Annotated in this window: 20 protein-coding genes and 5 riboswitches; of the genes, 17 read left to right on the top strand and 3 right to left on the bottom strand. The window is 61.7% G+C overall.

Translation table 11 applies throughout. From position 1 onward, the window contains the following. The first annotated feature begins 1 nt into the window (after position 1). The 6 genes from C7402_RS07370 (at position 2) to C7402_RS07345 (ending at position 7,781) form a co-directional block, all read left to right on the top strand. Positions 2 to 769, top strand: coding sequence for an SDR family NAD(P)-dependent oxidoreductase (locus tag C7402_RS07370; RefSeq protein ID WP_112174945.1), 768 nt, complete (start codon positions 2 to 4; stop codon positions 767 to 769). Continuing rightward, positions 759 to 1,592 carry an LLM class flavin-dependent oxidoreductase gene (locus tag C7402_RS07365; RefSeq protein ID WP_208948905.1) on the top strand — a complete coding sequence of 278 codons (834 nt, stop codon included), beginning with the start codon at positions 759 to 761 and terminating at the stop codon, positions 1,590 to 1,592. Before C7402_RS07370 ends, C7402_RS07365 begins: the two co-directional genes overlap by 11 nt. Then, positions 1,589 to 2,842 (top strand): LLM class flavin-dependent oxidoreductase, encoded by a 1,254-nt coding sequence (locus C7402_RS07360; RefSeq protein ID WP_208948904.1) that lies wholly within the window; start codon positions 1,589 to 1,591, stop codon positions 2,840 to 2,842. Before C7402_RS07365 ends, C7402_RS07360 begins: the two co-directional genes overlap by 4 nt. A gap of 6 nt (positions 2,843 to 2,848) precedes the next feature. Further along, positions 2,849 to 3,595: an SDR family oxidoreductase gene (locus C7402_RS07355; protein ID WP_112174947.1), complete on the top strand. Its 747-nt coding sequence runs from the start codon at positions 2,849 to 2,851 to the stop codon at positions 3,593 to 3,595. Between the two features lie 870 nt (positions 3,596 to 4,465). Beyond that, positions 4,466 to 4,533, top strand: a riboswitch (Fluoride riboswitch). A gap of 159 nt (positions 4,534 to 4,692) precedes the next feature. Next, a complete protein-coding gene (locus C7402_RS07350) occupies positions 4,693 to 6,228 on the top strand; it encodes a MutS-related protein (RefSeq protein WP_116610120.1) in 1,536 nt (511 codons plus the stop codon). Beyond that, on the top strand, positions 6,225 to 7,781 hold the full coding sequence (locus C7402_RS07345; RefSeq protein WP_116610119.1) for a MutS-related protein: 1,557 nt from the start codon (positions 6,225 to 6,227) through the stop codon (positions 7,779 to 7,781). Before C7402_RS07350 ends, C7402_RS07345 begins: the two co-directional genes overlap by 4 nt. 87 nt (positions 7,782 to 7,868) lie before the next feature. Here the strand turns inward: C7402_RS07345 and C7402_RS07340 are convergent, their stop codons facing one another. Then, positions 7,869 to 9,974: a dynamin family protein gene (locus C7402_RS07340; protein ID WP_116610118.1), complete on the bottom strand. Its 2,106-nt coding sequence runs from the start codon at positions 9,972 to 9,974 to the stop codon at positions 7,869 to 7,871. A 14-nt stretch (positions 9,975 to 9,988) separates the two neighbouring features. After that, on the bottom strand, positions 9,989 to 10,714 hold the full coding sequence (locus tag C7402_RS07335) for a hypothetical protein (protein ID WP_244314765.1): 726 nt from the start codon (positions 10,712 to 10,714) through the stop codon (positions 9,989 to 9,991). Positions 10,715 to 10,790: 76 nt separating this feature from the next. Further along, a riboswitch (Fluoride riboswitch) is annotated at positions 10,791 to 10,859 on the bottom strand. A gap of 94 nt (positions 10,860 to 10,953) precedes the next feature. Between C7402_RS07335 and C7402_RS07330 the strand changes: the two genes are divergently transcribed. Further along, on the top strand, positions 10,954 to 11,379 hold the full coding sequence (locus tag C7402_RS07330; protein ID WP_133254424.1) for a hypothetical protein: 426 nt from the start codon (positions 10,954 to 10,956) through the stop codon (positions 11,377 to 11,379). Between the two features lie 48 nt (positions 11,380 to 11,427). Here the strand turns inward: C7402_RS07330 and C7402_RS07325 are convergent, their stop codons facing one another. Then, positions 11,428 to 11,898 (bottom strand): HAD family hydrolase, encoded by a 471-nt coding sequence (locus C7402_RS07325; protein WP_112174953.1) that lies wholly within the window; start codon positions 11,896 to 11,898, stop codon positions 11,428 to 11,430. Between the two features lie 123 nt (positions 11,899 to 12,021). Further along, positions 12,022 to 12,088, bottom strand: a riboswitch (Fluoride riboswitch). Between the two features lie 147 nt (positions 12,089 to 12,235). Then, a riboswitch (Fluoride riboswitch) is annotated at positions 12,236 to 12,303 on the top strand. Positions 12,304 to 12,475: 172 nt separating this feature from the next. Here C7402_RS07325 and C7402_RS07320 point away from each other — a divergent pair. From C7402_RS07320 to C7402_RS07275, 10 genes are all read left to right on the top strand, one after another. Then, on the top strand, positions 12,476 to 12,805 hold the full coding sequence (locus C7402_RS07320) for a DUF190 domain-containing protein (protein WP_112174954.1): 330 nt from the start codon (positions 12,476 to 12,478) through the stop codon (positions 12,803 to 12,805). Next, on the top strand, positions 12,805 to 13,341 hold the full coding sequence (gene ppa, locus C7402_RS07315; protein ID WP_112174955.1) for an inorganic diphosphatase: 537 nt from the start codon (positions 12,805 to 12,807) through the stop codon (positions 13,339 to 13,341). The genes C7402_RS07320 and ppa overlap by 1 nt, the downstream gene beginning before the upstream one ends. Positions 13,342 to 13,420: 79 nt before the next feature. Next, on the top strand, positions 13,421 to 14,719 hold the full coding sequence (gene eno, locus C7402_RS07310) for a phosphopyruvate hydratase (RefSeq protein WP_112174956.1): 1,299 nt from the start codon (positions 13,421 to 13,423) through the stop codon (positions 14,717 to 14,719). A gap of 39 nt (positions 14,720 to 14,758) precedes the next feature. Beyond that, complete coding sequence (gene eno, locus C7402_RS07305; protein WP_112174957.1) at positions 14,759 to 16,051, top strand: phosphopyruvate hydratase; 1,293 nt, start codon at positions 14,759 to 14,761, stop codon at positions 16,049 to 16,051. A 35-nt stretch (positions 16,052 to 16,086) separates the two neighbouring features. Then, positions 16,087 to 16,440, top strand: coding sequence for a hypothetical protein (locus C7402_RS07300; protein ID WP_112174958.1), 354 nt, complete (start codon positions 16,087 to 16,089; stop codon positions 16,438 to 16,440). A gap of 152 nt (positions 16,441 to 16,592) precedes the next feature. Beyond that, positions 16,593 to 16,961 carry a DUF190 domain-containing protein gene (locus C7402_RS07295; RefSeq protein WP_112174959.1) on the top strand — a complete coding sequence of 123 codons (369 nt, stop codon included), beginning with the start codon at positions 16,593 to 16,595 and terminating at the stop codon, positions 16,959 to 16,961. A gap of 50 nt (positions 16,962 to 17,011) precedes the next feature. Beyond that, positions 17,012 to 17,083: riboswitch (Fluoride riboswitch) on the top strand. Between the two features lie 166 nt (positions 17,084 to 17,249). Next, positions 17,250 to 18,197 carry a respiratory chain complex I subunit 1 family protein gene (locus C7402_RS07290; RefSeq protein WP_116610116.1) on the top strand — a complete coding sequence of 316 codons (948 nt, stop codon included), beginning with the start codon at positions 17,250 to 17,252 and terminating at the stop codon, positions 18,195 to 18,197. Positions 18,198 to 18,201: 4 nt separating this feature from the next. Beyond that, the gene (locus tag C7402_RS07285) at positions 18,202 to 18,882 is read left to right on the top strand and encodes a hydrogenase (protein ID WP_112174961.1); all 681 of its coding nucleotides are present in this window, start codon (positions 18,202 to 18,204) and stop codon (positions 18,880 to 18,882) included. 2 nt (positions 18,883 to 18,884) lie between these two features. Then, complete coding sequence (locus C7402_RS07280) at positions 18,885 to 20,363, top strand: proton-conducting transporter transmembrane domain-containing protein (protein WP_208948903.1); 1,479 nt, start codon at positions 18,885 to 18,887, stop codon at positions 20,361 to 20,363. Beyond that, positions 20,360 to 21,844: a hydrogenase large subunit gene (locus C7402_RS07275; protein ID WP_112174962.1), complete on the top strand. Its 1,485-nt coding sequence runs from the start codon at positions 20,360 to 20,362 to the stop codon at positions 21,842 to 21,844. Before C7402_RS07280 ends, C7402_RS07275 begins: the two co-directional genes overlap by 4 nt. Positions 21,845 to 21,867 lie beyond the last annotated feature (23 nt).

Genomic DNA, 21,867 nt, shown 5'->3' with positions numbered 1-21,867 from the left:
GATGAGCCACGCATCGCTGTTTGATCTCACCGGACGTCATGCGCTGGTGACAGGCGGCGCGGACGGACTCGGCGCGGGCATCGCGCGGGCGCTGGCTCGCGCGGGTGCGCGGGTCGGCGTCATCGATATCGCGCCGGTGCCCGATGCGGTGCTCGCCAAGTGGTCCGCCGAAGGACAGCCCGTTTTTGCGCGGCAGGCCGACCTTGCGGATCGCGACGCGCTGCACAGCGCCACGCACGACGTGCTGCAACGCTTCGATGGCCGCATCGACATTCTCGTCAACAATGCGGGGCACCAGTTTCGCGCACCGGGGCACACGCATTCGATCGAAGACTGGGATGCCACGCTCGCGCTCAACGTGACCGCGGCGTTCCTGATGAGCCAGATCATCGGCCGCACGATGATCGAACGGCGCGCGGGCAAGATCATCAACCTCGCGTCGATCCGCAGTTTTGCGGGATCGACGGGCGCGCTGGCGTACGGCGTCAGCAAGGGCGGCGTCGCGCAGCTCACGCGTTCGCTCGCGTGCGACTGGGCGCCATTCGGCGTGCAGGTCAACGCAATTGCGCCGGGTTTCATGCGCACCGCGCTCACTGATGCACTAGCAGGCGATGCAGCGGCCGTCGAGAGAACGCTCGAGCGCATTCCGGCACGACGCTGGGGCACGCCCGATGACCTCGCCGGGCTGGCGGTGTTTCTCGCGTCGGCCGCATCGGACTACGTGAACGGCGCCATCATCCCTTGCGATGGAGGTTTCCTTGCCAACTGATCTCGTCGGAGCAGCATCGCTGGGCGACTGGCATCTGTACGCGCGCAATGCGTGCGGGACGCGCTTCGGCGCGCTTCGCGATCTCGTGCTGGCGGCGGAAACGGCGGGCGCGACGGCCTTCGTGGTCGGAACCGAAGAGGGTGGGTTCGAGCCGCTTACGTTGCTGTGTGCGCTGGCGGGTATTACTTCGCGCATCGGGCTGGTCGCCGGAATCGATCCGCGGGTGGTGCCGCCGTACACCGCGGCGCGTCGTCTCGCCGCACTCGATCACGCGAGCAATGGACGTGCAGGCTGGCATCTCGCCCGCACGGTCGACGAAGCGCAACGACGTGAGTACCTGCAGGTGGTGCATGCGTTGTGGGACAGTTGGGCGCCAGATGTGCATCACTGCGACAAGGACTCGGGGGTGTACGTCGATGCGTCCCGCGTGCAGGCCGTGCAGCACGAGGGCGCGCACTACCAGGTGGCGGGGCCGCTCGACATTCCGCGTCCGCAGCAGGGTCACCTGCCGCTTTATGCGATGGACGAAGTAGCGGGCGATGAACCGCACGCCGACGTGCAGCCACTCGCAAGCGAGCGTGTCACGTTCGGGCCATTCACCGTTGCCGTCACGCCGCTAAGTTACCGGCACGCAGTACCAGACGACGCATCGACTCCGGGACGCGATGCGCTCGTCCATCTGCCAGCGGATGCCGCCATGTGGCCGGATTTTGTCGCCGCGCTGGCGCGACATGCACGTGGCATATCGCCGGAACGCATGACGCTGCGTGCGCGCCTGCAACTCGACTCGCCGGGATTGGCTCGCACGAAGGAGGCGCTTTGAGTATCGACCGCAAGTTGATCCTGTTCGTCAATGCGCTAGTCACCGGGCATCACGAGGCGGCCTGGCGACTGCCGGGTGCACAGCCCGGCCGGTTGCGCGACATTGCCTACTACCAGGAAATTGCGCAGATCGCCGAGCGTGGTCAATTTGACGCCATGTTCGTCGCTGATTTCTTCGTGTTCTATCCGGGCGTGCAGCACAGTCCGCGCTGGGAACTCGATGCCGTCACGCTGATGGCGGGCGTGGCCGCGACGACCTCGCATCTCGGCCTCATCGCGACCGGTTCGGTAACCTTCTCCAGTCCGGAAGAAATCGCGCGAACGTTCTCGACGCTTGATCACGTAAGCAATGGACGCGCGGCCTGGAATATCGTCACGACCGGCGAACCGGCCGCGAGCGCGAACTACGGGCAGACCAAACCGGTACCGCACGCGCAGCGTTACGCACGCGGTGCGCAGACCGTCGAGGAAGTCCATGCGTTATGGCGCGCGGGCGAGCACGGCAATGCACGCATTCCAGCGCCGGTTCAGGGGCGGCCACTGCTGGTTCAGGCCGGCTCCTCGCCGGACGGACGCGACTTCGCTGCGCGCTACGCCGACGTGGTGTTTACCGCGCAGAACACGCTGGAAGCCGCGCGTGAATTTCGCACCGACATTCGCGAGCGCGCGCGCTCGAATGGCCGCGATCCGGACAGCATCAAAGTGATTCCGGGCTTCAGTCCGTCGATCGGCACAACCGCGGACGAGGCGTTGCGCCGCAAACGCGAACTCGATGCGTTGATCGCACCCGAGGCTTCGCTCGCGTGGCTGGCGGGCTTCGGTATCGATCTGTCGGGCGTGGCGCTCGATGCGCCATTACCTGCGGAACTCGGCGACATCGAGAAATTCGAGGGTATTCGCAGCCGCTTCAGCGTGATCGCCGGGGTGATCGAACGCGCCCGTCCGCAGACCGTGCGCGAACTGCTGGCACTGCTCGCAGGCAGCCGTGGACATGTGGCGGTCTCGGGCACACCGGCCGATATCGCCGCGCATATCGAAGCGTGGTTTCGCGGCGAGGCGGCCGACGGCTTCATGCTGATGCCGCATGTGCTGACCGAAGACCTCGAAACCTTCGTGGACGAAGTGGTGCCGTTACTGGCGCGCGCCGGTATTCTGCGCGACCCATCGGCGGGCATCGGGCAATCGCAGACGCTGCGCGAGCGCCTGGGGATGAATGAATCAACGATCGACGATCAACATGAGGCGGGGTAAATCGCAATGAGCAGACGGTTTGAAGGAAAGGTGGCATTCGTTTCGGGCGGCGCCCGCGGCTTGGGTGCATCGCACGCGCGGCGCTTCGTTGCCGAAGGCGGGCGCGTCGTGATCGGCGATCTGCTGGATCGCGAAGGTGAGGCGCTGGTCGCCGAACTGGGCGAGGCCGCGCGCTACGTGCATCTGGACGTGATCGACGAAGCCTCGTGGCAGGTGGCGCGCGAGGCGGCGGAAGCGGCCTTCGGGCCGCTTTCGATCCTTGTCAACAATGCGGGTATCCAGAAGCTCGGTAGCACGCTCGATTCGAGCCTCGAGGACTTCGACGCCGTGGTGAAGGTGAATCTGCACGGCACGTTTCTCGGCACGAAGACGATCGCGCCGTCGCTGATCGCTGCGGGCGGTGGCAGCATCATCAACGTCTCGTCGATTGCGGGGATGATCGGCCTGCCGAACACGGTCGGCTATGTGGCCGCGAAATGGGCGGTGCGCGGTTTGACGAAGGCGTCGGCGCTGGAACTCGGGCCGCACAAGATTCGCGTGAACTCGATTCACCCCGGACGTATCGTGACCGAGTTGACGGCGGGGCTGAACAGCCCGATCCGTCCGAACCAGCTGATTCGCGAGCCGGGTCAGCCGCAGGACGTGTCGAACCTCGTTGCGTTCCTTGCGAGCGACGAATCGCGCTTTAGCACCGGGTGCGAATTTATCGTCGATGGCGGGCGATATGTGGGCGAGAACGATCCCGTCGCATAACGGGTGAAAGACGTGCCGTCCGCCAGCATGAGCGGGCGGCGCGTCGCTATCGTTGCGAGCCCTTCAAGCGGCTTCTGCTGTCACGCCCAATACCTCTTCAAATATCTGGGCGAACAAATCGGCCAGATCGAACGCGAACTGGGGGTAGCGGCAAGGTGAGCGTTTATGCTCTGCAGAGTCTAAGTGTTTACCTTGTTCGGCCCCCTCCATCGGTTAGTCTGGTGGTCAAACCGTGTCGCTTACGTCATCGAGCGCAACGGCCTTGCTCTTGAGTTGCCATTCTCGATTGCACTCGAAGTTTCGAAGTTGATCATCGGCGATGAGTCTGCGGATCGTAATCGGCGCGGTTAAGCCGGGACGGTTAGGCCCGCATCCGCTCCGGCCGAGCGCTCGGGGCGTGGGGGAGGCGTCGCACATCCTCGCATTACGACGAGGCGATGGCCAGTGAGCCGGTGCTCGCCAATTGGGGTGCCTTTGATTTTCGTGCATTTTTCCGGTTAGGTGCACCTAAGCCGCTCAAGGCTCAGCCTAGTGACCCCGTATAAATTCACTTTCTAATCAAAGCACTGCTGATTACCCATCACGGCGACCAGCGACAGGCGGTCGAAGGAGCGGGATACCGAACTCCAGTGTGGCGGCGGCTAACCGCTCTCCCGGAAAGGCTCACTTGAGCCACCTAAGCCTCTCGTTGATGCAGTTCATCTCGAGGCTGCATTGCTCTTGGGTTGCGGGAAGTCCTCGGTGTTGATCCCATTGCGCGGTTCGTGGAGGCGTCTCGGGCGCAGAACTTGCGCAACGCAATTGCGCTGTCCATTGTCGGCTTGACGGTCGAGCAGGGCGCACTTGTAAGCCTGGTGACGTCGGCGTAAGCTGCCGATAGGAGATGGCATTCCTCCCCTAGAACCGCCCCCAACGGGGCTAATGATGCCTACAGGCCTGGGAACAGGTGCTGCAGGCGTGCGCGGGAACCGCGCGAGGCCCTCCGTGCCTGACTGCCGCTGCGGCAGATCCCAGATCGTGATCATCCTTTTCGGCTAGCCGATCGAGCCGAAGGATTCCGTGCGCGCTGATGAAGCCCGCGAGCGGTGGGGGTATCGATGGGATTCCATAGCATTCTCTTTGAAAGGCCAAAAGACGGCCCGCCGTCCGGCGATGTTGACGAACCGGACTTCTTCGGCGACCTCAATCTCGACCAGTTCGTGACCGATGTGACGCGCGGGCTCGACGAATACAACCTCACTCCGTTTTTTCGCACCGAACTGAACGGGGAGAGCGCAGTCAGGTACCGGCACGAGGTCATGCGAGACCTCGACAATCCTGATGTACTGCTTCCCGTGCAGGCGTTCGCACTCGTCATGCGAAAAGTGCGCGCCTGTCTTGGAGACGTCCAGAAGTTCTACTACAAGCCGCAGAAGCAATGGTGGTTCCTTGAAGCGGCTTCGCGTTACTGTCAGGGAATGTTAGCGTTCTCCAGCCAGCTGACAGATGCACGGCCACCGTCCAGAGGATTGAAAGCGTTTAGCGTCTGGCTCAAGGAATATGTGGATTCCGAAGCATTTATTAGCCTGTCGCGTGATATCGACGAAACACGGTCGGCGCTGGCCGGGGTGCGCTACAGCATTCATCTCCACGGAAGTGCTGTCACGGTCCTGAACTACAACGAGGAGGGGGACTACAGCACGTACGTTCTTCATCTCTTCGAGCGCTTCAAGCAAGGTGAAGCCAGGGACCATCGCGTGGCGCAGAAAGACTGGCCCGAGATGAACCACGTAGAGGCCCAGATCCTGGACTGTGTGGCCGAACTCAATCCTCAACCGTTTCTTTTGCTCGAAGCGTTCTGCGGCAACCATGCAGATTTTCTCGACCCAACCATTGCCGCCTTCGACCGGGAGATCCAGTTCTACATCGCGTATCGCAGCTATATCCAGTTGTGTCGCGATGCGGGACTGACGTTCAGCTATCCGATCGTATCGGCTGAATCAAAGGCCGTTCGCTGCAACGGTACTTTCGATCTCGTGCTGGCCCACAAGCTCTGCACCGATAAGGTGTATGTCGTCTGCAACGATTTCTGTCTTGACGGCCCCGAGCGGATATTTGTGGTCTCCGGGCCGAACAACGGAGGAAAAACGACATTCGCTCGAACCTTCGGGCAGCTGCACTTTCTGGCGAGGCTGGGCCTGCCTGTCCCGGGGCGCGACTCGCATCTCTTTCTCTACGATCGGCTCTTTGCACACTTCGAACGCGAGGAAAACACCCTGGACATGCGCGGCAAGCTTCAGGATGACCTCATGCGAATGCATGGCATCCTCAAAGCGTCCACTGCCAGCAGCATCATCCTCATGAACGAGATTTTCAGCTCGACGACGCTCGCGGACGCGCTGTTTCTCTGCCGGCAAATCATCGGCGAGATCATGGAGCGAGACGCGCTCTGCGTCTGTGTGACGTTCATCGAAGAACTCGCGCGACTGGGCCCACAGACCGTGAGCATGGTAAGCGAGATCAACCCCGACCGACCCTCGGTCCGTACGTTTCGTGTCCGCAGGCGTCCGGCCGATGGCCGCGCATACGCGCTGTCCATCGCCGAGCAATATGGTCTCACCTATGAACGTATCAGGGAGCGCCTGGCATCATGAAAGCCTATCTGCTCCATGAAGCGAATGACTTCCCATGGGGGCGCGACGATTTCTGGAACGAACGTACCCTCAACCAGGACCTGGAGCTGAACACGCTTTACAGGGCCATGTCCGCAAACGACGACTATCTATATGACACGGTCAGAAAGGTTCTTCCCCTGAGCCTCAGTGATCTCGATGCCATCCTTTACCGGCAGGCTGTCCTCAGGGACTGTGTCGAACACGAAGAGACAGTCAGACAGCTTTACGCCATGGCGGTCGAAGCGCTTGAGGTTGAACGCAAGACGTTCTATTGGGCCTTGTCAGCGTCGCCCAGCAGTGTGCTGCACAGTGCGCGAGATCTGATTCAGGCGATGCTCGGTGTGTTGGGCAAGCTTCGCCGGGTCGCTGACGACAACGTCGGGAAGTTCGTGTCGGCCGGCTTCCGGCGCTTTTATGCGATGGTGAGGGAAGAGTTGACGGACGACTATTTCGTCAGCATCACGCGGTGCCTGAAGGAGCTGAAGTTCAGCAGTGGCGTCCTCATCAGCGCGCGTCCCGGGCGTGGGAACAAGGGCGAAGACTACGTGCTCCGCAAGCCTCACGAAAAGGACCTGAATCTTTTCAAGCGACTGCTCGCAAAAGGGCCGCCATCCCGGACTTTTCATATCGCGGAGCGGGATGAAAACGGCGCGCGGGCTGTCTCGGAGCTCGAGGCAAGAGGCCTCAATTACGTGGCGAACGCGCTGGCGCAATCGGCCGATCACATCAAGAGTTTCTTCTTCATGCTCCGGGCCGAGCTTGGCTTTTATCTTGGCTGCCTCAACCTGCGTCACGAGCTTTCAAGCCGCGGGATGCCGGTCTGCTTTCCCGCGGTGCACCCACCAGGTGAGCGTCACCACCGTTTCCAGAAGCTGTATGACGTCAGTCTCGCATTGCGTATGCAGCAGCCACCCGTTGCGAACGACGTCGATGCAACAGGTAAAGACCTCATCGTGGTGACCGGCGCAAACCAGGGTGGCAAGTCGACGTTTCTGCGCAGTATTGGCATCGCCCAGATGCTGTTACAGGCTGGCATGTTTGTGGGTGCCGCGGAATTTGAGGCGAATGTGGCGCAGGCGATCTTCACGCACTACAAGCGCGAAGAGGACGCCACGATGCACGGCGGCAAATTCGACGAGGAACTGAAACGCATGAGCGAGGTGGTCGATCATCTGGTGGAAAACGACCTGTTCCTTTCGAACGAGTCGTTCGCGTCGACCAACGAGCGGGAAGGCTCGGAGATTGGTCGGCAGATCGTGGATGCGCTGCTGTCCCATCACGTAAAGGTTGTTCTCGTGACGCATCTGTTTACCCTGGCGAAGGGCCTCTACGATGACGATCCGTATCCGGGGACGTTTCTGCGGGCCGAACGCCGGGACGACGGCGTCCGCACTTTCAGGCTCGTGGAGGACGAGCCGCTGCAGACAAGCTTCGGCCAGGATCTTTATCAGGAGATATTCGGCACAGGTCAGGCCGCGCCGGACGACAGCGCCAAGTCCGAGGGTACCTTGTCTGGGGTCGACGAGTCTTGACACGCTGGCGATCCTCGCGCCGATCGAGGCTGTCCGGCGTCGGGGCAGTTACCCATGCAAAGCCGGTGCGTCTCGACGACGGCGGCTTTATTTGCCGGAAAGATCATCGTGCTCGGTAGCGCGAAGGATCGTCAGATCATCCTTCAAGCGCTGTACGTTCTGCCGCCCCCCTTCGCCACCATGGTCGCGGACATGGTCGAACCGCTCGATGTGGTCCGCGAGCGCCTGAGCCAGCGAGGTCAGGCTTCGTTGTTTCGACGTCTCGAGCAGGTGGAGGTAGGTGTCGAGTGCCCGGCTCACGACTTGCACCGACGGACTGGAGCGCAGTGCAACGCGCGCACCGAGGTAGAAGCCCCACCGCCCGAAGACTCGGCCCCATGACCTCGCCAGCAACGTCGTCGGCAAATCGTCCTGAAGAGCGAAAGCCGGAGCAACGAAAGAGACCGGAAGCGCGGGGACCGCGCCGGTTAGCCCAGACACGTCATCGAGTCCGCGGAGCGCGATACGAGCGCTCGCATGGTGGATCTCGACGGCTCGCATCGCCGCGCTGGCAAACGACAGGGCGCGCGCGTTCGTTGCGAGTTCGAGTAGCCGCGTTGCGTCGAACGACAGCTCGTGAGTTTCGGACCACAGCGAGGAGGCGTTGTGGGCAACCTCGTCGATGAGCCGGTTGATTGTCCGGTCGATCGCTTTTGCGGGGTCTGCCTCGTAGCCGATTGCAGCGTGAACGGCATCGCGGCGCGCGGCAAGGGTTCGCAATGCGTCATCAAACTGCGCTCTCGTACTGGCGGTAGGCGCGTGCAACCTGAGCCGGGTCTGTAGAGCGTCAAGCACGTCGCGCCGTAGTGTCGCGAGTTGACGCCGACGTATTTCCGCTCGCTGCAACCGACACTGTGCCAGTGCTTCGGCAAACGGGCCATCGATCCACGCACGGCGCCATGGTGGGTCTTCTTCCCGTGTGCTGACCAGATAGACGGGAATTTCCAGCTGTGTGCTTTGCCAGAGCCCGCGAACGACGTGTTCGTAGATGCGCCAACGGTCCTCAGCACCGACAAGGTCGACCTTCGTAACGAGTACAACAACCCGTGCGCCATGGCCGGCAAGCTGTCGAACGAGGGCGGCCTCGTGAAGGGTGAGGGGGGCCGCGGCCGAGATGAGTACGACTGCGATGTCGCACCATGGCGCGGTAGTTGCGCCTGGCTGTGCAATGTCCCAATCCTTCCCGTTGTCCCAGGAGATGCCAGGGGTGTCGATGACGGTAGTGCCACCGGAGAGCAGCGCCGCGGGCGTTTCAAACGTGATCCGCGTCACGCCGCGGAAGTTCCGGACATTCGAATGCTCGTCGACAAATTCGGCTATGCGGGCGCGGTCAATCAGCTCAGCCTTCGACACGGCAAACTCAACGATCCCGCGCTCCACTTTCCCGTAACGGATCTCGACCGGTACGGCAGTGGTTGGCAGCGCTGCGACGGGTAACAGGGCGTTGCCTATCAGGCTGTTAAGCAACGACGACTTTCCGGCACTCACGGCACCGAAGAACCCGACGACGACGTCCGGCGACGTCAGATGTCGTGCGAAGTCGATGCAACGGCGGTGAAGGTCACCGAGCCCGTGCGACGCGGTAATCCTTTCCAGCTCGCCTGCGAGCGGTTGAGCGGGCCGACTGACCGGGACGGGTTGTGGGCCGGGCGACCCGGGACCGTCGAGCGTCTCTCCCGTCCGTGTCGTCATATCGAAGTCCTGCGCGAGTGCATTTTCCAGCCCGTCGAGCAAGGTCATCAAATGACCGACGAGTCGGCAGGCGTCTTCCTCTTGCGCCTCGGTCAACACACAGCCTTCCCTGACCTCGGCTCCATTCGCAGCGCGTGGATCAAGTTCGGCGAGCGCGAGCATCGCTTCACTGACACGGAGCCTGCAGGATTCGATGGAGCTTCTGTGCGGCGCGGGCAGGGAAAACTCATGGCGAGCGGTGATCGTCTGCATGGCCTTGCGGATCAACTCGAGTTCACTGAGCATCACCTGGTGCTGGACCGGAACGGCGTCAGCGACGCGGGAGGAAAAGGGCGAGCGTTGCATGACCGGATCGAGATAGTGCAGCGCATCAGTGAGACACGCATCGATGCGAACGAAGACATCTCCGACGCGCCGGGCATACGCCGCGGGGAATGTGTGTGTCCTGTCGCTTCGCTGCATGGTGGTCTCTCTGTTCAGGTGGCCGCCAGTGTCTGCAGGATCTCGCTCCAGCCGGCGCACCACCCGATGGCAGCGATCAGTGCACCCCGATCCACCGCGGTATCTGTTCCGCGGCTGTCCCAACGAAAGGAATGCTCGAAGCGCGCGAGATGCTCTGCAATGTGGGATACCGCCACACCGTGGTGCTGCAGCACAGTCGAACCATCGTGCTCCATTGCTTCAATCAGATGAGCGCGGCAAAGAACGTCGTCGCCACCGGCTCCGGCGCATTGACCGCAGACGTAGGGCAGCCATCCTTCGCGATTCTCGACTGCGAATGCGCGCGCATTGGTGAGATCCCGACCCTGAGCAAGGCGTTCCTGCGGAGCGTTCCCCGCAGATTCGGGGCCGTAGCCCAGCGTGCACATATGACATGGCCCAGAAGGACGCAGTCGATGCCGCGTCACGCCCGGCGGCGCCAGACTGTACACGCCATGCCCGGCAAGCAGGTGCGCGGCACGCCGCATCAGTTCGTTGTACAGAATTGTGCTGCCGTGGATCAGATGCGGGCGAAAGGCCGCCTCGACGCAGAAAAAGGAAAGGGCATGCCGCGCGCACATTCCCCAATGGGCATAGAGGCGCGCTCTCACGGCCGCATCCATGATGCTGCCCTGGATAAACCACCAGAGAAAGTCGATCTCGCCGTCAGACAACGCCAACGGCAGCGACGAGTGCGAAGCGCAATGGGAAGGGGCAGGCATGAGGCGCTGTCCGGTAAGCCAAACGGAAAACAAAACCTGGACAGGGGCATTGAGATGACCCGACAGCTCCCGACCAGGAACCGTAGGCATCATCAGCCGGGCGAAAACCGGCGGTTTGAGGAGGTATGCCATCTCCCGCAACTTCATTCTAGTGACGCCGCCTCGAATTGGCAACGGATCACCCCTGCGGGCATGAGCGTTGTCCTACACTGTCGCTAAGGGGGCAGGGAGGCTCGAAAATGGCGGCACTATCCGGGAACACGAGACGTGCACTGCGGGGGCATCTTTGGCGTTTGCTGGACCTCCTCGAAAAGGTGCGGGAGACGAGTGGCGCCCAGGCGAGCAGCAGCGCTCACATCAGCTATGTGCGTCGTCCCGCTGGCGACGAGCTCGACCATGTCCAGCGCTTCCTCGAAGACTTCGACAAAGAGGTCGACCGGGCGGCGTTTCAGTGGGGGATCGACATCGAGGGGGAGCCGATTGATGCGAGGCACGCGCTGTCTGTCACGTTGCAGTTCGTCGGGATTGCGATCGATGAGATGTCGCCGGCGCGCCTGTCCGGCTTCGGGGCGCTGGATCCGGTGTTCGAGACAGATTACGCCGCGTTTATCGAGAGACTTCGCGCGCATCTTGACGCCGTGCAGCGTTCGCTTGACCTACGGTAGACCGATATACGATCCGCCGATGCCGTAGTAGTCCATAACGGTCCCCCCTTAGCTACGCAGCGTTGCCACAAGCCGCTTCGTGCGCAGCAGCAGTCCCAGACCGTCGACCGCGTGACGAACCACGACATCGGCAACGTCCATTGCATCAATGGCGAGTCCCTCGGTGCCGAGCACGGCGATCGCAAGCGCCGACTGCTTGAGCATGAGTGCGTCGTTGCGCCCATTACCGATTGCCACGACGCGATCCGGGCCAAGGCGACGAACATAGTCGCTTTTGGCGAGCGCCTGTCCCGCAGCGGGCAGGCAGACGATTTCCACCGGACAATTGCGTAGATGCTCGCGCGCGTCGCCGTAGGTATTGCCCGTGACCACGTGAAGATCGAGCTCATTGGCGAGCGCCGCCAGACGTGACTCGACGCCATCGAGCAAACGCCCATCGGCGGCAAGCGTGCCGTTGAAGTCAAGCACAAGATGCTCGAGGTTGAGGGTACGAAACCCCGGGATGTCGATGACGATCATCCGTCTCTCCTTGCTCGCCTTGCGGGACACCGGGCCCCTGCCGTGGCGCGACCAGGCGATTCGCCCGCGCCATCCTGGAGCTTGGGGAGACAGACATGCGCAACAGCGCGGCCCGACGTCCGGACGGCTGCAGGCATCATTAGCCGGGCCAAGCCGGCGGTTGGTGGAGAATGCCATCTCCGTAAGATTCATGATTCAACTCTAGACAATGCCGGGAAGCTGCGCAATCCGGTTTTTGACTGGCGCAGATGGTGCTTTAGCCTGGTTTCGGGAACAACATGCCTTTGGAAGTGCTACGGGCCTGACAGTGGCGAGTGCAAAACATGCGTGTTACACTGGTTCGAAAGGAGATGGCATTCCTCCTCAAACCGCCGGCTTGGCCCGGCTAATGATGCCTACGGTCCCTGGGTCAGGAGGTCGTGGGCATTGCCAAAGCGTCCTGCTACCCGGATTTGTTCAATCTACGAATCTGGTATTTCATGCGATCTGTTCCTTTTCCGTGCCTTGCGAGGCGTGGTGCACACACGCGTTCGTTTTCTCTCAATGTGGCAGCCAGCTTGTCCGTTTGGAGGCGCCCATGAAGGGGAGTCAGCTGACTATCTACGCTGCGAACCAGAGCCACCGTGTGAAACACATGACCGTGGTTGAATGGTTGCTCCATGAAGCCAAAGAGGCCGGTATCGTCGGCGCGACGGTCGTCGAGGTGGCAGAGGGCGTGGACGCGAAGGGCCGATACCACGCGGCGCGTTTCTTCGAACTCACGGATCAACCGGTCGCTGTGACGTTGATTGGCGAGGACGAAAGGATAGATGGAATGCTGGCTCGACTGCGGGCCGGCGGCATTCGCCTTTTCTATACCCGCACACCGATCGAGTACGAGACCCTGGGAACGGTGGGAGGCCAGTGATGGATTTCAACACTATTCCACCCGGCGATAACGTTCCGCTGGAAGTCAATGCCATCATCGAGATTCCCGCCCAGAGCGAACCGGTGAAATACGAGGCAGATAAACACCTCGGACTCCTGAGGGTTGACCGGATCATGAGCGCCGGTATGCGCTACCCCGGCAATTATGGCTTCATTCCGCAGACACTTGCCCGGGACGGCGATCCGCTGGACATCATCGTAATCGCGCCATTTCCGCTCGAGCGGCTGTCGCTCATTCCCTGTCGGCCGGTGGGACTACTGAACATGACCGATCAGGCCGGCCCTGACGAGAAGGTGATCGCGGTGCCGACGGACGGTGTCTGCCCGGCGACCCGCAACATCACGGACCTGGGTGGCGTTGGCGAGTACACGTTGAACCAGATCCAGTTTTTCTTTGAAAACTACAAGAAGCTCGAGCCGGGCAAGTGGGTGCAGTTCGAGGGGTGGGCGGATATCGACGCGGCGTATCAGGCAATCCGCGGCGCGGTGGCGGCGTTTCACGACGCGCATCCCTGAATCCGTCTTCCTCTGATTGCGAGGTGGCCACGCGTAAGCCCGGCTACCGTATTTAGGTGCCGAGTCGACAGGAGCCGCGATGAGCAACCACGCAGTGATTGACAGGATAGAGGCCGACGAAATCCTCGATTCGCGCGGCAATCCAACGGTCGAGGTGACCGTCACGCTGGGCAATGGAATCAGCGCCAGCGCGGCAGTGCCTTCCGGGGCATCGACGGGCGAGTTTGAAGCGGTCGAACTTCGTGACAGGGATCCCGGGCGATATGGGGGCAAGGGCGTACTGCGCGCGGTCAAACACGTGAACGAAGAGATCGCGTGGGCGCTGACGGGCATGAGAGCGGACGATCAGCGACTGATTGACGAGAAGCTCATCGAGGTGGACGGCTCCGAGACGAAAGCGGTGCTCGGTGCGAATGCGATTTTGGGCGCTTCACTTGCCTGCGCGAAAGTCGGGGCAGTGGAGAGCGGCTTGCCGCTGTTCCGGTATCTAGGGGGAACAAACGCCCACGTGCTGCCTGTCCCGATGTTCAATGTACTGAACGGCGGCAAACACGCGCACCGTGGCCCGGATGTCCAGGAGTACAAGCTGGTGCCGCTGGGTGCGCCGACGTTTCGCGAGGCCCTGCGGTATGGCGCGGAAACGTACCACGCGCTCGGCGCCGTGCTGGCCGAGGGAGGCGCGTCCACGAATGTGGGTGACGAAGGCGGCTATGTTCCCCAGTTGCCCTCGAACGCGGTTGCCGTGGAACTCATCCTGCGGGCGATAGAGCGCGCAGGGTACCGGGCCGGAGAGGATATCGCGATTGGTATCGATCCGGCGGCAAGCTCGTTCTACGAGGATGGACGCTATCACCTAAACCGGGATGACAGGGTCTTGACGTCCGCGGAAATGATCGCGTACTGGGCGGACTGGGTGGGCCGCTATCCGCTGATATCGCTTGAGGATCCCCTTGCGGACAGTGACTGGGAAGGGTTCGCCGCATTGACGCGTGAGCTGGGTAGCCGCGTCCAGATCGTGGGCGATGACCTGTTCGTGACGAACCGGAAGTTCCTGCAGCGAGGCATCGATGAGCACTGCTGCAACAGCATCCTCATCAAGCTCAACCAGATCGGCACCGTGACGGAAACGCTGGATACCGCGCAGCTCGCATTCTCCGCTGGATATACCTGCCTTGTCTCGCACCGGTCCGGTGAAACGGAAGATACGAGTATTGCCGATCTCGCGGTCGCGCTGGGTTGTGGCCAGATCAAGTCCGGCGCCCCGGCGCGCGGAGAAAGGGTGGCGAAGTACAACCGTCTGCTCGCCATCGAGAGAATGCTCGGTGACGACGCGCGGTTTGCAGGGCGCTCCGCGTTCCGGCAATCCCGTCATAGCTAGGCCGGCAACGGCAGTCGCTGGCACCTGGAGAAAGTGCAGATGGCAACGTCCGCGTCGATCGCTCGCGTCATCGGAGAAGAAGTCCTGGATTCCCGGGGCAATCCGACCGTGCAGGTTACCGTCGTGCTCGACGACGATTCTCTCGCGCACGCAACGGTGCCATCGGGCGCGTCGACCGGAGAATCGGAAGCCATCGAGTTGCGTGATGGCGACCGTCAGCGGTATGGAGGCAAGGGCGTCCTGAACGCAGTCAGGCACGTCAACGAACTGATTGGCCCCGCGCTGATGGGCCTGCTCGCCGATGACCAGTGGCGTATCGACGCCGTGTTGATCGAACTCGACGGGACCGATTTCAAGTCCCGTCTTGGCGCCAATGCAACACTGGGCGCGTCCCTCGCATGCGCGCGCGCTGCCGCGCAGGCCTGCCGCCTGCCGCTTTTCCGGTATCTCGGTGGGGACGAGGCGCGGGTTCTGCCCACGCCAATGCTCACGGTGATGGACGGTGGCATCCATGGGAACGACGGGCCCGACCTTCAGGAATTCATGCTGGTGCCCGTCGGCGCACCGACGTTCAGGGAGGCACTCCGGTTTGGGGTGGAAACGTACCACGCATTGCGTGATCTGCTGGTCGAACGTCACACCTCGACGAACGTCGGCGACGAGGGGGGATTTGTGCCGGCGCTTTCGTCCAATCGTGCGGCGCTCGACCTGGTGATGCAGGCAATCGAGCGCGCTGGATACAGGCCAGGGGAAGACATCTCGCTGGCCATTGACTTCGCCGCGACCGGCCTTTGGCGTGACGGTCGATACCGGCTGTCGCGTGAGGGGCGTGACTATTCGGCAGACGAGATGGTGGGACTATGCCGGGAATGGGGCGAGCAATACCCGCTGGTGTCTGTCGAGGACCCACTCAGGGACAATGACTGGGGCGGCTATGCCCAGTTGACGCGCGAGCTCGGCGACCGGATGCAGATAGCGGGCGATGATCTGTTCGTGAGCAACCGTCCGTTTCTCGTAAAGGGAATCGCTCAGGGTTGCTGCAACTGCGTCGTCATCAAGCCCAATCAGGTTGGAACGGTCACCGAGACCCTGAACACTGCGCGTATGGCACTCGCTGCAGGATATTCGTGCATGGTCGCCCATCGTTCAGGGGAAACAGAAGACACAAGCATTGCTGATCTGGCAGTGGCGCTGAATTGCGGCCAGATCAAGGCCGGGGCGCCGGCGAGAGGGGAGCGCGTCGCGAAGTACAACAGGCTTTTGACCATCGAGGCGAGGCTTGGCGAACGCGCACAGTATGCTGGGCGCGCGGCGTTCCAGCGCAGGCGTTGATCGCTGGTGCACCGTGAGCCGGGAGGGAGGAGATCGTGGATGGCGTGCCGAGGCTACTTCATGACCGGGAGCTATTTGAAGCATTGTTGACACACGTACGGACACTCGATGATGCGATTCGCGAAGGCGCCGTCTTTGGCTATCCGGCAATTTTTATCGACGATCGCGTCGCGTGCTACGTGTACGGCAGCGGAATCGGTATCAGGTTGCCCGCAGGTTTCGCGCAGCGCCTGGTCTATCGTGGAAGTGCATTTTATTTTCAGCCCTATGGGCGCTCCGTCATGCTGCAATGGGTGGAGATGCGCGTTTCCCGCGACCAGCTGGATGAAATCACTGATGTGCAGAGCGTATCAATCCGCTTCATGAGGGCGCTTGGAGAGAGTGCCTGACCGGATCTCGCGCACCGGGTCGGCGGCCGCGCGTTCGCGGCGTCGCAGCATGCGTGACGCCCTTAGTCATGCACTAGAATTCGTTGTGGGGCCTTGCGCCCTGGGGCTGCCGACTTCGTGACGGCATCCTGGTGTCGTTGAAGGAGGCAGACATGAACGGCTACCAGCTCACTTTCTATACCGAAAAGAATCGCCGCCACGGCCACCAAACCGTCGCGGACTGGCTGCTTCATGAAGCGAAGCAACTTGGTATTCATGGTGCGACGGTCATCAATTGCGCAGAGGGAACGGGGCATGCGGGGGCGCACCATGCCGCACACGTGCTCAGCCTCACCGATCAACCTGTCCAGGTCATCCTTGCCGTTACGGAAGACGAGGCCGACCGGATGATGGATGTGGTGAAAACCGAACACGTGCACGTGTTTTATACCCGCTCGCCTGTCGAATTTGGATTGGTCGGCGATGACGAACACGAAAGCGCCGGGAAGCATTTCTCTCTCTTCCACCGGCGGCCGCACTAGAAGAAGGTTGCAGGCTTGCATGTATCGAGGCGTCTCCTATACTCGATACTGTTGTTTGCGGAGATGGCATCCTCCCTTAACCGCCGCGTCGTCTCCATGTGGCTAATGATGCCTACCAGTCCCCGGTAGCCGGGGCCGGTAGGTATTTTTGGCCGGCTCGCATTCACGAGCATCCCGGGCATATTGATGCCAGAAAAAAGTGAAGAACATGGGATGCACCGGCGAGCGTTCATGGCAAATCCCCTGCTGCGTTGACCTTTGCTCGCCCGCATGGGCAGGAGCACGGCCATGAGCGCACGCGACATCCTGCTTCAGATCGCCCAGGTGGTGACCGTGCTCGCCCTCTCGCCGCTGCTGCAGGGCGTGATCCTGCAGTGGGAGGAGCGCATCCAGCGTGGGCGGGGGCCGGGCATCTTCCAACCCTATCGCGACCTGCGCAAGCTTTTCCGCAAGCAGATTGTTGTGCCCGAGACGGCGTCGTGGATCTTCTGGTGCGCGCCGGTCGTGGCGTTCACATGCATGATGACGGTGCCGATCCTGATCCCGGTTCTCACCGATTTTCCGCTGCCACTCTCCGACATGGGCGACATACTGGGTGGCGGCCTCATTCTCACCCTGGGTTCCTTCGCCATTGTCCTGGCGGGCCTCGACTCGGGCAGCGCCTATGGCGGCATCGGCTCGAGTCGTTCCGTCATGCTCGGCATACTGGCTGAGCCAACGTTGATTCTCGTGCTCGTAGGTATTACGTTGCTCGCCAAGGCGATGTTGCCGTTCGTGGTGAATCACCTGCTCGTTCAGCAGCCCGCTGTGTACTGGAGCCCGGCGCATCTCTTTCTCGTCTTCGCTTTCTTCGTGCTGCTGCTCGTGGAAACGGACCGGCTGCCGATTCATTCGAGCACGCATATCGAGGTATACATGATCGAGGAGGCACGTATCCTCGAATATTCCGGCCCACTCCTGGCACTCCTGAAGTGGGCATCGATGATGAAGCAGTTCATCCTTTTCACGATCTTCTGCAACGTGCTCACCCTGCCATGGGGGCTTTCGCAGCGCGGTACCGCGATCGGTGCGATCGGTGCGGCGGCAGTGCTATTTGCTCGGATGCTCGTCGTGGCGCTCGTGATCGTCCTCGTTGAAACGGCCCAGTCCCGACTGCGCTTTTTCCGCTATCAGGAGCCGCTTGCGGCGTCTTTCATGCTCGCCGTACTCGCGATCGCTGCAAACCAGTTGCGGTGACGCCATGCTACTTGCCCACCTGAATCCTCTGGCGGCGTCCCTGTTCAGCCTGCTGGCGATCGGTAGCCTCCTGCTGGCGTTCGTCATGCTCGGCTCGCGCTGGCTCAAGGACTACCTGCTCGCCTTCATGGCGGAGTCATGGTTGATCGCGATCCTGTCGGGCGCTGTCGGCTATTTCGGTAACTACCACGAACTCTATCTGGTGGCCGTGCTCACGGCACTCTTCAGAGGTCTCGTGCTGCCATACCTGATCTGGAGGATTATTGCGCGCCTGTCTGTCGAACGCGAGCTGCACGTCACGTTGCAGCCGAGTTCGAGTCTCGTGCTCGGTGCGTTACTCGTGCTCTTTGCCTTCGTCGTCTCGAATCATCTGGGCAACTCGCTGGGGCTGGGCGGCACGGTGGTCGTGCTTGCATTGACGGTGATGCTGTCGATGAAACTCATCGGTTTTCTGATGCTTGCCGTGCGGCAGGAAGCGATCAGCCAGGTGCTTGGGCTGCTGGTTCTCGAAAACGGAATCTTTCTCGGCTCACAGATTCTGGTCCCGGGTATGCCGCTTCTCATCGAACTTGTCCTCCTGTTCGATCTTCTCGTCATCGTGGTGAGCTTTGGTGTGCTTGTGCGCTACCTGGTCGCGCACGTGGGCAGCACGAGCAGCCATGAACTCAGGCGTCTGGTGGGGTGATCATGATCGAAGCATGGCTGGCGATCGTCGTCCTCGCACCGGTGCTGGCCGCCCTGCTGGCTGGCGTCAGCCAGCACGTGAGAATGGCCGAGTATGCCAACCTCGCGGCCGCAGTCCTTTGTCTCATTGCGTCGTTTTGGCTGGTCGTCCATGTTGACGGATCGAGGACGTTCATCAATGGTTACGTTCTCTTCGACGGCCTCGGCGCGTGGACACTCGTTTGTACCTGCGTCGTCTATTTCCTGGCCTCCGTCTACGCTGTCGGCTACATGCGTCTTCTCAAGGAGGAGGAGGGGCGCTTGCCCAGCTTCTACGCATTGTTCGCGTTGTTTGCCGCGACGATGATCTGCGGCCCGTTGATGAACAACATCGGCGTCTACTGGATCGCCATCGAACTGACGACGCTGGTGAGCACGTTTCTGGTGGGCTTCGAGCGCGGGCAGGAAGCCATCGAGGCGGCGTGGAAATACATCATCGTCGTGTCCGCTGGCATCAGCCTCGCGCTGCTCGGGACAGTGCTGTTTTACTGGGCGGGCAGTCTTGTCCTCGGCCCGACCTATGACATGACGTGGGATACCTTGCGTCGGGCCGCGCCGCGCATGAGTCCGGCGCTTACGCAGATGGGCTTTCTTCTGGTGCTTGTCGGTTACGGGACAAAAGCGGGGCTCGCGCCCATGCACACGTGGTTGCCTGACGCCCATAGCGAGGGGCCGGCGCCCGTATCGGCCATGCTGTCAGGGGCGCTGCTGAACACGGCGATGCTCGGCGTCGCGCGCTTTCTGACCATTACGGATGCGGCGAGCGGATCGATGCTCCCGCGGACTGTTCTCGTCGCCTTCGGCGCTTTCTCGCTGTTCGTCGCTGCGCTCTTCATCGTGCGGCAGCAGGGCATAAAGCGGCTCATGGCGTATTCGAGCGTCGAGCATATGGGTGTGCTGGCACTTGGCTTTGGGTTCGGCGGCTCACTTGCCATTGCCGCGGTGCTGTATCACATGCTCAACCATTCGCTGAACAAGTCGCTGATGTTCTTCGGCGCAGGGAACGTGATGCGTGTCTACGGGACGAAGGACATGGATGCCATACGGGGCGTTTGGTCACGCTTTCCGGTGAGCGGCGCATTGTGGATCGCAGGGGCGGTCGCGATCACGGGGGCGCCGCCCTTCGGTCTTTTTCTGAGCGAGCTGGCGTTGATGCGCGCGGGGTTCGCAACCCCTAATGCGTGGGCAGTTATCGTGCTCCTGCTGCTCCTGATCGTCATTTTCATCGGATTCCTGAATCACTTTCGGTCCATGTATTTCGACAACCGGACTCCGGATGCCGCCGTCGCATCTGTCGCCAACGGCGTCGAGGTCAGCCTATGGATGACGCTGCCAATGTGGATGGCGCTTGTACCCGTATTCGTGCTCGGGATCTGGTGGCCGCAGGAGCTGTGGCGCTATTTCGGTATCGTCGCGGCAGATCTGGGGGGAGGCGCGCGATGACGAACTGCGAGTACGTGACGCTGTCGATAGACGAGCTTGTGGGGCGTGCGCAGGCGCTGGTCGCCGCAGGTGGCCGCTTTCAGGGCGTGTATGCGTGGTTCCCACCCGCATTGGACGCAGAACTGCGATACGTCGCCACCTTGCCGGGTCAGGAAACGTTCGCTGGCTGGCGCGTTCCGGTGAGCGGGCACGCCGTGCCTAGCCTCGCTGCGATCAGTCCACTTCTTGGCTGGCACGAGCGAGAAGTCATGGAAATGAGCGGTGTCGCGTTCTCGGGACACCCGGAACCCGAGAGACTGGTGACGGCGTTCCTGCCGCGCACCGAAAGCGGTCCCCTGGAGCCCGGCAATGCACACGGCGGCATGGCCGGAAAGCTGCCAGCACCGCTACTGCCAGCGGTATCGGGCAAGCACGTGCAGCTGCTTCCCTTCGGACCGGTGCGGGCGGACGTAGTAGAGTCCGCCCAGTTCATCTTCTACTACCTTGGCGAAGGCATCCTGCACTATCACCCAAACCTGTTTCTCAAGCATCGCGGGATGGAGAAGCAGTTCGAGGGCATGGATGCTGGCTCTGCCACGTTGCTCGCCGAACGGGTGGTGGGCATTGACAGCGTGGCGCACGCGATCGCCTTCGTTGAAGCCATCGAGGATGCGGCGGACTGCGAAGTACCCGCAAGGGCCCAATGGTTCCGGCTTGTTGCTGCCGAGCTTGAGCGCATCTACAACCATCTTCATTACCTTGGGCACCTGTGCCACACAACGACCCTGAAGGTCGGCGAAGCGCAGGGAAAGCTGCTTGAGGAGCGGGCCAAGCAGATCAACGGCCGAGCCAGCGGCAGCCGCTTTCTGCGCAGCCTTGTGTGGCCCGGCGGCGTGCGGCGTGAGCTGGATCTCCAGCCCATCAGCGAAGGGCTGAGGGTATTGAAACCGCAGATTGACGAATACATCGGGCTGATTGAAAGAACGACCAGTCATCTCGACCGTTTGATTTCCACGGCACCCTTGAGCCAGCAGCTCGCCTTCGACCAGGGCGCGACCGGTCCGATTGAGCGGGCCTCCGGTGTGGATCGCGATCTGAGACGCGACCATCCGTATGCAGCTTATCGCACGCTGCAACCGGAGGTTGCCGTGGCACAGGAGGGGGATGCCGCGGCGCGGATGCGGGTTCGCATCGCGGAACTGCGCGCGAGTATCGCACTCGTCGACAAGGCCATCGCCGATGGTTTGCCGCAAGGCCCAATATCTGCGGGATGCGTACCGCCGGCGGGCACCGAGGGGCTCGGATGGGCGGAGTCCCCGCGCGGGACGGTCCTGTATGCCGTGCATATTGGCACCGACGGGCGGCTGCTACGCGTGAAGATCAAGTCGCCGTCGTTCGCAAACTGGCGTGTGTTTCCGTCGACCGTGCACGACAGCAACATGATGGACTACGCGATCAATGAGGCAAGCTTCGGGCTGACGATCTCGGGCTGCGCCCGGTAGCGTATGCAGACGTTTTGAGGAAC

The organism is Paraburkholderia unamae (assembly GCF_003096875.1).
GTDB lineage: Bacteria > Pseudomonadota > Gammaproteobacteria > Burkholderiales > Burkholderiaceae > Paraburkholderia > Paraburkholderia unamae.
The sequence above is the reverse complement of the archived record's forward strand: the minus strand, read 5'-3'. Positions and strand labels throughout refer to the sequence as shown.